General features: G+C 45.5%; 14 protein-coding genes and 4 tRNA genes. 6 read left to right on the top strand and 12 right to left on the bottom strand.

What is annotated here, in order from left to right; genetic code table 11:
- Positions 1–106: 106 nt before the first annotated feature.
- On the top strand, positions 107–1,285 hold the full coding sequence (locus tag ORJ00_RS14165) for an FAD-dependent oxidoreductase (RefSeq protein ID WP_306140156.1): 1,179 nt from the start codon (positions 107–109) through the stop codon (positions 1,283–1,285).
- A gap of 290 nt (positions 1,286–1,575) precedes the next feature.
- Here the strand turns inward: ORJ00_RS14165 and ORJ00_RS14160 are convergent.
- From ORJ00_RS14160 to ORJ00_RS14130, 7 genes are all read right to left on the bottom strand, one after another.
- A tRNA-Gln gene (locus ORJ00_RS14160) sits at positions 1,576–1,650 on the bottom strand.
- A gap of 65 nt (positions 1,651–1,715) precedes the next feature.
- A tRNA-Gln gene (locus ORJ00_RS14155) sits at positions 1,716–1,790 on the bottom strand.
- A gap of 29 nt (positions 1,791–1,819) precedes the next feature.
- Positions 1,820–1,904, bottom strand: a tRNA-Leu gene (locus ORJ00_RS14150).
- Between the two features lie 19 nt (positions 1,905–1,923).
- Positions 1,924–2,000: transfer RNA gene (locus tag ORJ00_RS14145), tRNA-Met, on the bottom strand.
- Positions 2,001–2,183: 183 nt separating this feature from the next.
- The gene (ychF, locus tag ORJ00_RS14140) at positions 2,184–3,275 is read right to left on the bottom strand and encodes a redox-regulated ATPase YchF (RefSeq protein WP_027672519.1); all 1,092 of its coding nucleotides are present in this window, start codon (positions 3,273–3,275) and stop codon (positions 2,184–2,186) included.
- 40 nt (positions 3,276–3,315) lie between these two features.
- Positions 3,316–3,918, bottom strand: coding sequence for an aminoacyl-tRNA hydrolase (gene pth / locus ORJ00_RS14135; protein WP_027672520.1), 603 nt, complete (start codon positions 3,916–3,918; stop codon positions 3,316–3,318).
- Positions 3,918–4,526, bottom strand: a complete 609-nt coding sequence (locus ORJ00_RS14130; protein WP_305975744.1) for a 50S ribosomal protein L25/general stress protein Ctc — start codon at positions 4,524–4,526, stop codon at positions 3,918–3,920. Before ORJ00_RS14130 ends, pth begins: the two co-directional genes overlap by 1 nt.
- 511 nt (positions 4,527–5,037) lie before the next feature.
- On the opposite strand from ORJ00_RS14130, the gene ORJ00_RS14125 reads away from it, so the two are divergent.
- The 5 genes from ORJ00_RS14125 (at position 5,038) to ORJ00_RS14105 (ending at position 8,713) form a co-directional block, all read left to right on the top strand.
- On the top strand, positions 5,038–5,595 hold the full coding sequence (locus tag ORJ00_RS14125; RefSeq protein ID WP_306140155.1) for a hypothetical protein: 558 nt from the start codon (positions 5,038–5,040) through the stop codon (positions 5,593–5,595).
- A gap of 81 nt (positions 5,596–5,676) precedes the next feature.
- Positions 5,677–6,705, top strand: coding sequence for a hypothetical protein (locus ORJ00_RS14120; protein WP_306140154.1), 1,029 nt, complete (start codon positions 5,677–5,679; stop codon positions 6,703–6,705).
- A gap of 26 nt (positions 6,706–6,731) precedes the next feature.
- Complete coding sequence (locus tag ORJ00_RS14115) at positions 6,732–7,232, top strand: TlpA family protein disulfide reductase (protein ID WP_306140153.1); 501 nt, start codon at positions 6,732–6,734, stop codon at positions 7,230–7,232.
- A gap of 5 nt (positions 7,233–7,237) precedes the next feature.
- Positions 7,238–8,275, top strand: a complete 1,038-nt coding sequence (locus ORJ00_RS14110) for a hypothetical protein (protein WP_306140152.1) — start codon at positions 7,238–7,240, stop codon at positions 8,273–8,275.
- A gap of 246 nt (positions 8,276–8,521) precedes the next feature.
- Positions 8,522–8,713 carry a CsbD family protein gene (locus tag ORJ00_RS14105; RefSeq protein WP_305975752.1) on the top strand — a complete coding sequence of 64 codons (192 nt, stop codon included), beginning with the start codon at positions 8,522–8,524 and terminating at the stop codon, positions 8,711–8,713.
- 238 nt (positions 8,714–8,951) lie between these two features.
- On the opposite strand, the gene ORJ00_RS14100 is transcribed toward ORJ00_RS14105, so the two are convergent.
- From ORJ00_RS14100 to lolB, 5 genes are all read right to left on the bottom strand, one after another.
- Positions 8,952–10,049: a Fic family protein gene (locus tag ORJ00_RS14100; RefSeq protein WP_306140151.1), complete on the bottom strand. Its 1,098-nt coding sequence runs from the start codon at positions 10,047–10,049 to the stop codon at positions 8,952–8,954.
- 56 nt (positions 10,050–10,105) lie between these two features.
- Entirely contained in the window at positions 10,106–12,223 is a 2,118-nt protein-coding gene (locus ORJ00_RS14095) for a hypothetical protein (RefSeq protein WP_306140150.1), read from the bottom strand.
- A gap of 294 nt (positions 12,224–12,517) precedes the next feature.
- Positions 12,518–13,453, bottom strand: coding sequence for a ribose-phosphate pyrophosphokinase (locus ORJ00_RS14090; RefSeq protein ID WP_240474855.1), 936 nt, complete (start codon positions 13,451–13,453; stop codon positions 12,518–12,520).
- Between the two features lie 79 nt (positions 13,454–13,532).
- The gene (gene ispE / locus ORJ00_RS14085; RefSeq protein WP_027670682.1) at positions 13,533–14,378 is read right to left on the bottom strand and encodes a 4-(cytidine 5'-diphospho)-2-C-methyl-D-erythritol kinase; all 846 of its coding nucleotides are present in this window, start codon (positions 14,376–14,378) and stop codon (positions 13,533–13,535) included.
- Complete coding sequence (lolB, locus tag ORJ00_RS14080) at positions 14,375–14,983, bottom strand: lipoprotein insertase outer membrane protein LolB (RefSeq protein WP_306140149.1); 609 nt, start codon at positions 14,981–14,983, stop codon at positions 14,375–14,377. The genes ispE and lolB overlap by 4 nt, the downstream gene beginning before the upstream one ends.
- Positions 14,984–14,996: the final 13 nt, after the last annotated feature.

The following is a 14,996-nucleotide window of genomic DNA, read 5'->3' as shown; positions in this document are numbered from 1 at the left end:
CAGACCTTAGCCGGTTTTGCTTTCAATTTTAAGTAAAAAACAGGCATTTTCTTTTTGCCGTGCGCCTGACGTACAATGTGCTTAATTACAAAGAAGACAAAACGTTATGACAAGTACAGCTTCGCAATTTGATATTACCGTCGTTGGCGGTGGGATGGTGGGAGCCGCCATAGCATTGGCGTTAAGCCAGGCGGGTTTGCAGGTGGCGTTAATCGAGAAACTTGCACCAGTCGCTTTTGATGCGCAAAGTACGCCAGATTTACGTGTATCGTCAGTTAATCTTGCCAGTGAAGCCTGGCTTAGCGATTTGGGTGCCTGGCAGGCATTGCAACAGATGCGATTGTGCCCGTATCAGCGTCTACAAGCGTTTGAGCATTCACAGAGTGTTGTTACCTTCAATGCTGCTGATATTGACCGCAGCCACTTGGGCCATATTGTTGAAAACAATCTTTTGCAACTGGCGCTATGGCAGCAGTTGGGTAGCAATGTTCAAGTATTTTGCCCATCGTCTGTTACCGCACTTGAGCAAACAGCCGATAGCGCCATCCTGACATTGGATAGCGGTGAAAAACTTAGTAGTGATCTGGTTGTAGCGGCTGATGGCGGGCATTCACTGTTACGGCAACTTGCGGGTATTGGCACCAATGGCTGGCAATACCGGCAGGCGTGTTTAGTGGCGTTGGTTAAAACGCCTTACCCACAACAAGACGTTACCTGGCAGCAATTTACCCCCAGTGGGCCAAAAGCTTTTTTACCGCTAAACGGCCAGCAAGGCTCTGTGGTGTGGTATGAAGATGCGGCCAAAGTTAAACAGCTCGCTGCGCTTAGCCCCGCCCAATTGACCCAAGAATTAGTAAAAGCTTTTCCTAACGTTATAGGTGACGTTGAGGTGATGGCCAGCAGCTGGTTTCCTTTGGCACGAATGGACGCTAACCGTTACTTCGCCGGCCGTGTAGTGCTGGCAGGCGATGCAGCACATACCATTAACCCGTTAGCGGGGCAGGGCGTTAACCTGGGCTTTGCAGACGCCAAATTGCTAACCGAGCTGATTATCGACGCCAAACGGCATAACAGCGATATAGGCAGCGAACAATTATTGCAACGCTATCAGCGTAAGCGTAAGCCTGCGAATTTATTAATGATGAGCGCGATGGATGGGTTTTATCAGGTGTTCGGTAATGATATTGCGCCGCTGCGTAAGCTACGCCAGTTGGCATTAAGTTTAGCTGCGCGCAGTACAATGTTAAAAACGCTGGTAGCGCGCTATGCTGTTGGTTCTGAATAGGCAGGCTAAAATGCTTAGCTAAGCAATACGGTTGCAACACCTACAGTGCTCGCCACAGCAACTCGTCCTTAGCCTACGGCAGGACTCAGACACTCTGTGGCTGTGCGCTGCAGGGTTCCAACCTTATCTGCAAAGCAGGTTAGAACTCTTTTAGCGCAACCGCAGAGTGTTTGAGCAAATACGTGAGTATTTGTGAGTTGCTGCGGCGAGCATAAAAGAAGTTGTAACCGGAAAAATGAGGTTAAACCAGAAAAGCAAAAACCCAGCCTTGGCTGGGTTTTTATGTTTAATGGCAGGGGCGGCTGGATTCGAACCAACGCATGGCGGGATCAAAACCCGCTGCCTTACCGCTTGGCTACGCCCCTACAGAAACGTGTTGTGTGATCGTCGTTTGGAAGGTGTTTAAAAAAAACTACGGCCACTGAATTAATGGCAGGGGCGGCTGGATTCGAACCAACGCATGGCGGGATCAAAACCCGCTGCCTTACCGCTTGGCTACGCCCCTGCAAAACTTGTGTGCAACCACTTTAAAAGTGGTGCGGAAAGAGAGACTCGAACTCTCACGCCTCGCGGCGCTGGAACCTAAATCCAGTGCGTCTACCAATTCCGCCATTCCCGCATGCACAGGTAAAGTAAAGTGGTGGCTACAGCGGGAATCGAACCTGCGACCCCAGCATTATGAGTGCTGTGCTCTAACCAGCTGAGCTATGTAGCCACTATTACTTGACCTAAGCAAGTGGCGCGTATTATCCAGAACTGCCCCTATAGCGTCAACCGTTTTTTTGCGTTTAAAATTCATTGTTGGTTCGTTTGCTGAATTTATATGCAAAACGCTGGTTTCACAGGCAATAAAAAAGCCGTTGTCGGCAAACAACGGCTTTTTTTACAACAAAACGGCTTAAACGTTAAAACGGAAATGCATTACATCGCCATCTTTTACGATGTAGTCTTTACCTTCTAAACGCCATTTGCCGGCTTCTTTTGCTCCGGCTTCACCATTAAATTGCACAAAGTCGTCAAAACCCACTACTTCAGCGCGAATAAAACCTTTTTCAAAGTCGGTATGGATGACACCCGCAGCTTGTGGGGCGGTAGCACCAATAGCCACAGTCCAGGCGCGAACTTCTTTAACCCCTGCAGTAAAATAGGTTTGCAGGTTCAATAATGAATAGCCACCGCGGATCACCCGGTTTAAACCAGGCTCTTCCAAGCCCATGTCGGCCATAAACTCTGCTTTCTCATCATCTTCAAGCTCAGCAATCTCTGATTCAATAGCAGCGCATACAGGCACAACAATCGCACCCTCTTTATCAGCAATGGCTCTGACGATGTCTAAATAGGGATTATTCTCAAAACCGTCGTCCATCACGTTGGCAATGTACATCGTCGGCTTTATGGTTAAGAAGTTCATATAAGCAATTAGCGCTTTCTCTTCTTTATCCAGTTCAAGCTGGCGTAATGTATCGCCAGTTTCTAAATGGGCTTTTACTTTTTCCAGTACGGCCATTTCGGCTTTAGCGTCTTTGTCGCCGCCCTTGGCTTTTTTACTGACGCGGAAGATAGCACGCTCTGCACTGTCCATATCAGACAGCACTAGTTCCATGTTTATGGTGTCTATATCGTCAGCAGGGTCAATTTTGCCGGCAACGTGAATAATGTTTTCATCGTTAAAACAACGCACAACGTGGCCAATAGCATCTGTTTCGCGGATATTGGCTAAAAATTTGTTGCCTAAGCCTTCGCCCTTAGAGGCGCCTTTAACTAAACCGGCAATATCAACAAATTCCATTGTGGTTGGCAGCACGCGTTGCGGGTTAACAATGGCAGCTAACTTTTCCAGACGCAGGTCTGGCACCGGCACTACGCCAGTATTGGGTTCAATAGTACAGAACGGAAAGTTAGCGGCTTCAATGCCGGCCTTGGTTAACGCATTAAACAGGGTAGATTTGCCTACGTTAGGTAAGCCGACGATGCCACATTTGAAACCCATAATTAGTATCCTTTACGTGCTGTAAATATCTGCGCCGCGTCTAGCTGGCTTTGAAACTGTGTAAACGGTTTTGTGCTTTGATAAGACCGTCTTTGGCCAAAATATCAAAGCAAGACGCCGCTTCATCAATAGTATGTTCGATCAATTGTTGCTCACCAGCCGGGGCTTTACCCAAAACATAACCGGTAACTTTATCTTTATGCCCAGGATGACCGATACCTAAGCGTAAGCGGTAAAAATTCTGATTATTACCCAGTCTGGATATAATATCACGTAGGCCATTATGCCCAGCATGACCGCCACCCAGTTTAAACTTAGCAATACCCGGCTCTAGTGCCATTTCGTCATGTGCAACCAGTATTTGCTCAGGGGCTAATTTGTAAAACTGCGCCATTGCCAGCACCGATTTACCGCTAAGATTCATAAATGTGGAGGGGATAAGAAGTTTATATTCTTGTCCGGCACAAATAAATTTGCCGGTATAACCGAAGAACTTCGGTTCATTTTTCAGACTGACATTAAAGCGACGCGCCAGTTGTTCAATAAACCAGACGCCGGCATTATGCCGTGTCTGGCTGTATTCAGGGCCTGGATTACCCAAGCCCACAATCAACTGGACTGTTGACTGAGTCGTGTCAGACATTACTCAGCAGTTTCAGTTTCTTCTGCATCAGCTGCTTTACCAGCTGGTTTGTTCACAGAAACAACCGCTAAGTCGTGACCTTTCGCTAACTGAACAAAAGTAACACCTTTTGGTGCTTTAAGATCAGATAAGTGCAGGTGAGCACCCACTTCAACGTCGCTCATGTTAACTTCGATAAACTCTGGTAAGTCTTTTGGCAGACAAGAGATTTCGATTTCGTTAGCCGCGTGAACAACTACACCACCTTTCTTCACTGCCGCTTCTTCATTTACGAAGTGAACAGGAACAACAGTGTGCAGTTCGTGGCCAGCTTCAACGCGTTGGAAGTCAACGTGCATGATTTTTGGCTTGTACGGGTGACGCTGCATAGCTTTAACGATTGCTTTTACGTCTTCTTTTCCAACTTTAATGGTCAGAATGTGAGAGTAAAACGCTTCGAAGCTTTGTGCTTTTATCAATTTAGAATGTTCTAAAGTGATAGAAACTGGTGCTTTGCTACCACCGTAAATGATAGCTGGTACTTTGTCTTCGTGACGTAGGCGGCGGCTCGCACCTTTCCCCGCGTCAGTGCGGACTTCTGCATCTAAAGTAAAAATTGCATCAGACATGATGTGCTCCAAAATAATAGGTTTCCCAAGACTCGCGACCAGTCTCAGGTAGGATGCCCTTTTCAAGGGCGCGACATATTACCACCGGGATGCATAAGCTGCAAATGAAAAGACGTGCCCACTCTATTTGAAGCCAACCACGACTTTCTCCTTTTGGGGTTTTCGTTAGCGTCTGTCAATTTTATAAAATTAAGTTACTGATATCATTTTATAAATGTCTATTATGATGATAAGTGTTACAGAAATGTTTTGACATTGATGCATTGGGGGGGGAAATTGCGCGCCGTTCGTAACAAAGGAGTAAAATATGAACGTCGTTAATAAATATCTTGCTACATTATCGCTGGTTGTCGGTACTTTGGGTGTACAAATTGCTGTTGCCGCTGAAGCTTATACTCGTGATGTGCCAAACTGAATTCAATGCGACACTTGCTACAGTGTTGCTGATTTTGAGCGAAAAGCTAAAACTCAGGCACAAAGTAATACCGCTGGTTATCATCTGGTCTACAACATGAATACCGAAGTGGTTGAAACTGTGTATACCTTTGAGTTGCATGAACCAGAACTGGGCATCTCGATGTCGAATGCTAGGGTTGTAAGCACCAAAGCGCTTCATGCTCAACAGTTCTCAGAATATGTTGATTATGAGAAATATGCTGTTAAAAAGACCCCCACATTAATTAATATTAACCTTACAGGTAGCTACGATGGAATGCCTGAATATTATGTTTCGGATGTGCGCAAGGAAATGAGACTCTTAAATTTCTCACCACTTATGCCAATTTTAGCCACAATAACTTTTACCAACGGGGATGTGATTGTGGTGCTTATACCTAACCCTGCAGGTTCGGCGATTATATTAATCTCTGCCAAAGATAAAGATGGCAAAGATATATCGTCACGGGCAAGTAACTCAGGCGGCACATCAGGCGGTTCTGGTGCGGGTTCTGAAGGTGGAGGTACAATCGTTTCTGGCAGCATCACTATTGCTGGTGTAAATTCTGGCGGTAGCACGCTTATGTGTCAAAAGCCGATTAAAGGTGAAGGCGTGCATTGTAAATTTGTATGATATACGTAGCGGACACTTCTCGTGTCCGCAATTAGCTGCAATCGATATTATGATTTTCAGGCAAAGAGAAAAGGTTTTAAAATGCGGTATTTTTACCTGGTCGTCACCATCGTTGTAGCAGTATTCGCTATTACTACGCTTACCACTGACGAACCTTCCATATATACCGAGTCACCTGATGAAGCAGTTCAAACTATTGGCGCAGTGCAAACGTTAGTTACCGTTAAACCAGAGCAGGTCAGTGCATCGTCAGGCACCATCGAATTCTTGCTGCAGGGCGAGCAGCAGCAATCAATGCGTGAGTTGCAAAAACAGTATGACGATTATTATACGCTGGCACTAGAGTTGCTGCATCGGGCTAGAGCTGGTGATGGAGTAAGCCAGCTAAATTTAGCTGGACTGCTTTTACATTGTCAACAAGTGGTCTTAATAGATGTTGATGATGAGATAAGTATATTGCTAGCCACTGAAGTATCAAAAGCTGAAGCTGATATGTTAGAGCAACTAAAGTCAGAGGTAGCAAAATGTGCTAACTTCCAAAATATTGACTACAAGTTTTTTGAAGATATAAATTACGATAATGAGCAAGTGTTGGAAAGGTCTCTTTATTGGATTACGAAATCCTTCAGGAATGGTGTTACCGATGCAGCTGCATATCTAATAAGTTTGCATTTATCTGAGGTAATCAAATTATCTGATGACGAGCGTTTACTTGCGGCTAAAATGGTTCGCGAAGAGCTGGCTCGGCCTTCATTAGCAACTTTGACTTATTTGGCGCATTTGTCATCCACTCCTCATTCTTTCAGGGTTGTTGCTGCTCTAAAGCAAGAGCCTGGTTTTTTCCGAGAAAGCGACGAATTGCAATTTAGTACTGCTGAGATCGGTATTATTCCTTGTTTAGAACGCAGTGTGCTATGGGCTGAACCAGTTACCCCGAGATACGATTGTGCCGAAAATATCAGTCGCTATGGTGTTTGGATCGAGCCTGAGTTAATTCCTGAGGTTGAAGCCGAGGTAGAGAAAGTTAAACAAGCCTGGGAAAAAGGCGATTATGCTGCTGCCGGTTTCGAAGCCTTAATGCCGTTACTGAACGATACGCACCAGCCATAGTGGTTAAAAATTCACGAGGAAATACAATGCTTAAATACCTATTGGCCGGCATTACGCTTAGCCTGGCTCTTAACCTAGAAGCTGCAGCGCCGGCCGTTGGCGATGCGCCGGATAACTACCTGGGTATGACCATTCAGGGTGATGATGTGCTGCTGGAAAACTATCAGGATAAAGTGGTTGTCGTGTCGTTTTGGGCATCCTGGTGTGCACCTTGTTTACAAGAAATGCCGGTGCTGGATGTAATACAGCAACAAGTTGGTGCAGACGCAATGCAAGTGGTGGCAGTCAATTTTAAAGAAGATAAAAAGCGTTACCGCAAATTACATAAGGTGCTGTCGGAAGCGTCAAGCCATCTGGTTTTTACTCATGATGAGCGAGGCCGAATTGGTGGCGCCTATGGTGTAGAGAGTTTACCTTCGTTATTTGTTATTGGAAAAACAGGAAAGGTAGCACTGCATAAAATTGGTTATGGCGAGTCATCTATTGATTCAATTGTTGATGTATTAAATGCAGAGCTGGCTAAATAAATTATATGAAATTAAAAGCATTGTTGGGTTGTTGTGTACTATTGATATCGGGTGCTTTAATTTTTAGCACATTTTATAAAACGCCCGATGCTGCCAGTGTGCAAAATGTATCAAGTGAAGAGGCAGCGAGCATACAGAGACCCGTGCTAAGTAACCAAAATTCTGAGCAAACAGATTACCTGGTTCCAGCGGAAAATAGCGAAAGCCCACCAGAAGTGGATCCATTGGATTACTACAGCCAAGCCCTATCGTTGCTGGCCAGCGCCGACGATGGTGACGCGAAAGCTCAGTTTCAGTTAGCAGAGATCCTGGCACACTGTAATACTCTTAACGCTTGGAAGGCTGACTTTGAGCGAGATTTTCCGCAATTTTTGGCCATGATGGTGAGTGATGCTGATGCCCGGTATATGGAAAACCTAATGCAGGAAGTGCAACGCTGTGAGCAGTTTATTGGGCAAAAGTTAGATGTGTTTAGTGGTCAGCCGTTGTCTGGTATGCAGCCAATGCAGGTGGCATCAGTACGTTATTTGAATGCCGCGCTATTAGGACATGATGCTGCAGTGGTTCAGGCTATAAGTGCAGTAAGCTCGAATATCATGGTAGATTTTGATACTAAGCAACTGCTTGCTGAACGTTTAAAAAAGCTATTAACCTCTGAGGCTGCGCAAACATACTTTGAGTTGGCACCTTTTCAGCAAAGTGAATTAAGTCAAATTGCTATGGCGAAACTAGGCTGTTCTGGCAAGGTAAACTGTGACGGCATCGACAGTGCTCCTTTTCCACATATCTACTTTTATAGCTGCATGAAATCTGCTGTTGACGATCAAATTGCCGGTATCAGTACTGAGCCTACCAAGTGTACTTCATGGGGGATTAATTACTACATCGCTGAGCAAAGCACCAAATACTCCGAAACCGAGCTTGCTGAACATATGGCAAAAATTCAACGGGCGGCCCAGCAAGGCGATTTATATGGTATGGAGCTTAGTGCATTGGCAGATTGGTTAAAAACGGATGATACTAAGTCATCACCGGCAGATTAAATGCTTTCTAAGCTGCTTTTAACAAAACAATGGCCCGTTTTTATATCAATGCGAACATATTGCAACTTGGTCGGTAATATTTACCGTTTGTGGTGTCATCGTAAAGGTGTTTAAAGTTAGGTTTGCTTTTAAGTTATTGATAATATTTCAAATTAAATTCTGGAGTGAATATTGCTGTATACCTTATGAGTGGCAATGTTAAGTTTTACATTGCTAAGTGCAACCAGTCTAAATGAGAGGTGTTGTATGAACAGCGATATTGCAGAAGGTAAATGGAAGCAAATGACCGGCGCCATAAAAGAAAAATGGGGCAAACTAACCGATGATGATTTAGAACAGGTAGAAGGGAGTATCGATAGATTCTGCGGCAAGATGCAGGAACGTTATGGCATGTCACGTGAAGAGGCGGAAAAGGAGTTTAATCGTATTCAGCCCTAGTTATTGGAAAAAACAAAGACGCCTCTAGGCGTAATGCTAGTCAGTTAAGGTTTACATTGTCATCGTTTTGCCCACACTAACACGCCGTAAACCCTTCCCTGGGGTCTCGTTTCAGCCCGTCCGGGGCTTCAACGGTTAGTTTAGGGCAAACCGATTCTGTTTAACTGATCAACATTACGTCCAAAGGCGCTTTTTATTATCAACCTTGTTAATCATAATAAAAAAATAACTCATCTTATTACATATTGTTGCGAAATAAATGCTCGTCCATGGCCAAATAAGCGTCGAATACTAATTTACATTCATAAATCACGGTATGCATGGGCTGGCGCAGTTGGTAGCGCTGCAATAGACCAAATTCGACCAAATTATCGAGGGCGAGTTGAATATCCGCAACGGCATGCTCGGTTTGCGCTAGGGTATATTGAACAGTAAGAAGTGGTTGATTAATAATCAATGACAAAATAGATGTCATAGCGGGTGTTACAGGTCGAAGTGCTAGTGATACTCGAAGCGTTCTTTGTAAATGCTGTACCGTGTTTAGAAGCCATATGCTGGCTTCATTACTCCAATTGATGGCGTCATGCCAAAATGAGGTTACCTGTGACCAGTCGCCTTGCAGCATTGCTGTCGGGGTGCTGTGATAGCCGCTATGATTATGGCCAAGCCGATACAAAAAAGGGCTGATGTAACTTGCCGGGTGCTCTGTCTGCATCGCTAATAAGCTGTCGGTAAAGGCACGCTGCAAGCGGCCATTGCCATCGACAAAAGGGTGTAACACTATTAGCTGGTTGCTTGCCGCAATAATATGCGCACGCTCAAGCGGCTTGTGTGTGTTGATGAACTGTAGCAAGTCATCTACCAGTGGCGGTAAATATTCTGCAGGTGGTGGCACAAAATGGGCTTTATCTGGTGACGTACCGCCTAACCAATTTTGTACTGTTCTAATATGACCATTTTGCTTGTCGCTGTTGGTGAGTTGTGCTTGCAGCTGACACAGCAGTGCGAGGCTTGCCTTGTTGTTAGTAAACTGGTTAATAGCGTTTACATAGCGTTGTATTTGCTTGTGCACTAAGTTTGCCAGGTAATCTTCCGGTGCGAGGTTTAGTGCACACAGTGCGAGTCTGCGCCGGGATACAGTGCGGCCTTCTTTTAAGCAGATACCGCCAGCTAAATAGCGTGCGCTGAAACGTTGTATATTAATGTGCTGATCCAGTGCACAGGTGTTAAGTGTGGGCAGTGAGGCAAAATTATTGATGTCGATAGTGTGCATCTGCTCAGGCAGTATGCATTTGTATTTGGCTTTATTGGTTGGCCATATGCGTTCAAGGAACATAATCATCCTTTTCAAAAGGGGGCAGCTAAACTGCCCCTTATTTAATATTGATCCAACTACAACGAGTAACCGATATTTTCAATTAACTTAAAGCCGAACATTTGGTTGTTCGCTTCGTATCGACCACCAGAGCCCCAGCCACCTTTGCCGTAAACTTCAGCTGATGAACCTAAGCAATATTTACCAGAGGCATTGCTTATGCTGTTACGGACATAATTAACCTGCCAGGCACGGTCAACCGTAACGACTAGTCCAGGAATTGATGTCGGCACATAGCTGCTGCTAATCACTTTATTACGCGAATAATCCGGTACCGTGTTGCTAGTGGCAAAACACTGTTGAATTGAAGCACTCTTTTTACAAGGGCCAATAGCGCAGCCGCCGCGAGCTAAATCTAGCCGAGCTTCCGCTAGCGCAAATTGTTTAAATGAAAGTAGCTCCGGGCGCTCCATACATTGCCCTTGGTTAATGCTATCAATACAGGCGGACGCAGTGGGCAGCTTACAGTTGCTCCATTCACCCTGGTTAGCACAGTAGTTGATACCACGATCAATCATATCTTTAGTGGCGCTGCACAGGTTTTCTTGGCTTACGTTGCCTTGGAAAAAGGTCATTCCCATTGCTTCGGCTATTCTTCCTACAACGTCAAAACCGACTTTGTCGCTGTTTAACATCCAGCAGCGTTGCTCAACCTGACTGTCTAGCCGGCCCCAGGCTGTTAAAATGTCCCGATAAACTGGATAGTTGGTAAACACACTAAAATGGCTACCGCTCATTGAAGAGGGAATAGGGTAGTCGCGCTCGGTTGAGGCAATAGCCACTAAATCATCATTGGCGCTGTCGGCAAAGTTATTTAATACGGTCATCAGCTCAGTAATACTGTTTAAACGCAATAAGTTTGACGGCGCCGACCCTCCTGTCTGTGTACCAATAATTTCGAAGGTGTAGCCCCGGAATTCTTGCTCAAGCGTAGATTTTTCACTTGATGAAAAATTACCGTCAGCACTGTATTGATCTAGTGAAGCTTTAAGTTCCAGGGTTTTGTTTTTAATTTCGCTATAGCTGCTTGAGACACTTTCTACGCGAATGGTAAACAACATTTTTCTGCCGGTAGTGACGGTATCTATAAACTTATCGCCACAGGCTTTACGAAACTCAAGCTTTTGCCCTGCAGTAAGTAAGTTAGTGTAGTTAGATGCCATACCTAGTTCATAAGCTTGTTTTGCCTGAAACTTTTTGCGCTGATCAACAAAGGAAGCCACGATGACAGAGCTTTCTGTTACTTTTGAAGTTTCGCTATACAGTGACGAGCTGCCCGACCCTCCAATAGAGAAACCACCGAATGACAGTGAGCCGCCGCCTGAGCGTTTTAAATCTAAACTGGTTGCTAACGATTCATAGCTGTCGACCTGACGAAAACTGTACTTTTGTTCGTTAACATTTTGAACTGAGCTTAACTTGTCTGCACCTGAAGCACTCCAGCAAGTGTTGCCAAATACTTCACCTTTTATGGCGTCAAAGCCGTTACCCAGCACCGACAACGCGGTGTCAGTTTCTGTTAAGGTATGCACGTTTGCAGCGGTTGATGATTTGCTTAAACTGATAGCGGCGTTAAGGCCAAAAGATTCCAGTGGCATTGTGTTTGCACCACCGTTGTTATAACTGGTGTTTATAGCAAAATAGCTACTTTCGCTTAGCGCGCTGCAGCCAGCACTGTTACACGCTTTTACCTGGTATTTTGCGGTGGTATTATTCCCCGCATTATAATTTATGGCGCGGCTGGTACCGTAATATATTCTGCTGTTGCCGCCGTTTTTCAGCTGTTGGTAAACTTCATAGCGAAAATTACTGCCAATACCCGGTGATGCGGCAGCCCAATTCAGCTTTATTGTGGGCGAACCTGCTACTCTGGAGACGGTAATACGTTTGGGTGTTGCCGGAGGCGTATCTGCCGGTGGCGCTATCGTTGTATCACAACCGGTATCGTAGGGATCGCAAAATGCGGCCGAGCTCCAACCCCATCCGGCTTCACTCGTTGATGCCACGTCATTAAATTGTGCGCTATCTTCGTAAAAGGGTGAGGTTGAATCAACAGGAACACTACTGTCTGCGTAGGTTGATAACGGCAATCCGATACAGCCCAGCATCAGTAAAATCTTATTTTGTTTCATCATGTACTTCTCCATACTGAAAGTAATACAGCGTTTTAGTTAACGTTATTCAGCCTGCGCCTGATGCAGTGAGTTAATAAAACTATTAACCTGAATATTGCTTTTAGACTGCACCGGTAAGGGGTTACAGCTTGGGTTAACATAACGTGTAAAATATTTCTGTTGGGTGACTAAAAAGATATAAAAATAAGATATTTGATGATAAATATATGTTTGCGAGCACCGCTGCAATTGCTTTTAGGTTTTGCGGCAAATAAAAAGGCGCCAATTGGGCGCCTTAATCTAAATGGGTTTCGCTTAGTCAAACATTGACGAGATAGACTCTTCGTTACTGATGCGGCGAATACACTCGGCCAACATTTCACTTAATGTGAGCTGACGAACTTTCGCGACGGCCTTCATTTCGGCTGACAATGGAATGGTATCTGTAACAATCAACTCGTCGATAACAGAGTTTTCAATGTTTTGCGCTGCGTTGCCAGAGAACACCGGATGTGTGGCATACGCAAATACCCGTTTAGCACCTTGCTCTTTTAATGCTTCAGCGGCTTTACATAAGGTACCGCCGGTGTCGATCATGTCGTCGACGATGATACAGTCACGGTCGCGTACATCACCGATGATATGCATTACCTGGGCTACGTTGGCTTTAGGCCGGCGTTTATCAATAATGGCTAAGTCTGCATCGTTTAACAGCTTAGCAATAGCGCGGGCGCGCACAACACCGCCAATATCTGGTGATACGACAACCGGTGAAGTAAAGCCTTTTTTACGCATATCGTCCAGCAGCACTGGGCTGGCGAATACGTTGTCTACCGGCACATCAAAGAAGCCTTGAATTTGTTCAGCGTGTAAGTCTACCGTGAGTACGCGGTCAACGCCAACGCTGGATAAAAAGTCGGCAACAACTTTAGCCGTAATAGGCACCCGGGCTGAACGGACACGGCGGTCTTGACGTGCGTAACCAAAGTACGGCATTACCGCAGTAATACGACCGGCAGACGCACGACGCAGAGCGTCAACCATAACGATCAGTTCCATCAGGTTGTCGTTAGTGGGTGCACAAGTGGATTGAATAATGAAAACATCTGAACCACGCACATTTTCATTGATTTGGACACTAACTTCCCCATCACTGAAACGGCCGACTTCGGCATCTCCAAGTTGAATGTACAGGCGGCTGGCGATTTTACTTGCGAGTTCTGGTATGGCGTTACCAGCGAAAACCTTCATGTCAGGCACGGTAGGATCCTCAGGGCAGTGGTGAGTCCGGTTTATCAATAAACAGCGGTAAAAGCACCGCTGCAGTTACTTATTCGGTATCTGCCAACGCAGCCCATACAGGCGACTGGTTGACCCCTCTGGCGATAAAACCGCGCCAGGTGGCGGGTAAATTCGCAAGGGCATGCTGAGCACTGGTCTGGTCCGGGAAAGCCGCGAACACACTGGCGCCAGTACCCGTCATTTGACACGGCGCGTATTCTACCAACCACTGTAAGGTTATTGCAACAATAGGGTAGTGCTGTTCGACCAGCGGCTGACAGTCATTACGCCATGGCGTGGTTAATACTTGCTCAACGCTAATTAAAGGTGTATTTCTAATCAAATCATTATGTTGGAATATTTCAGCTGTGCTGATATGGCAATCTGGTGTCACAATCAGGTATATTTTCTCGGGTAAATTAACCGGTAGTAATTTTTCACCAACGCCTTCTGCAAAGGCGCTGTAACCTCGTACAAACAGGGGCACATCGGCACCAAGGGTAAGACCTAATTCTGCCAGCGTGTCAATCGAAAGCCCTAATTGCCACAGGGCATTTAAGCCCAGCAGTGTAGTGGCTGCATCTGATGAGCCACCGCCAAGACCGCCGCCCATAGGCAGACGTTTATCAAGATAAATATCGCAGCCACTATGGCAGCTGCTATGGCGCTGTAATAAGCGGGCAGCGCGTAAGACTAAATTATCTTCATTAACTAAGTCGTTATTATTGCATTGCAAGTTAATGTTGCTGTCGTTGCGCAGGGTAAAATGTAATTCATCGCCAACATCAAGCAATTGAAACAACGTTTGCAAATTATGGTAACCGTCTGGCCGACGACCGGTAATATGTAAAAATAAATTGAGTTTTGCCACGGCGGGCAGTGTTAGTGTGGTCATTGCCAGCTCCGGATCACAACTTTAATTTGGGTATCGCTACTGGTCAGCCGCAGGCGTTTAGGTAGCGCCAATGCATCAGCAAAAAAGCTCTGATATTCCAGTTGCCACAGAACACCACTGCTGTCGATGAGGTTAAACCGGGTAACACGGCCAAAGTTATCGTAAACAACGTCGGTGCTATTGTTACCGGGTAAGCCCCTTAACCACAAAGGCATATCGGCTAGCGGCATAGACCAGCCTGTTAGTTGCAATAGCAATGTATCGGCATCCACGGCTTGGTAGGTTTCACCTTTTATCGTCAACTCGCTGCTATAGGGTTTCTGCTGTAACGCAAATAAACTGATACCCAAAAAATTACTCAGCCGCGCCTGATACTGCTTCGTATCTTGCTGTTGCCAGGTTAAATTGCCAGTTACATTGTCTTGTTGAGTTTTAATACCTATGGTGGCTTGCAGCGTATAGTTTTGCATCGCGATAAGTTGTTGCTCACGCACAGAACCTGCCAAGGGCGGTTCTATTACCGTAGGTCGTTGAAATAAACTACAACCGGTTAACAAATACAGTGAAATGCAGATAATAAATAGCTGCTTTATCGAATAGCCCACACTAAAGTCCTTC

Source organism: Rheinheimera baltica, assembly GCF_030731985.1.
In the GTDB taxonomy this organism is placed as follows: Bacteria; Pseudomonadota; Gammaproteobacteria; order Enterobacterales; family Alteromonadaceae; genus Alishewanella; species Alishewanella baltica.
This window is presented reverse-complemented; position numbering and strand designations above follow the sequence as displayed.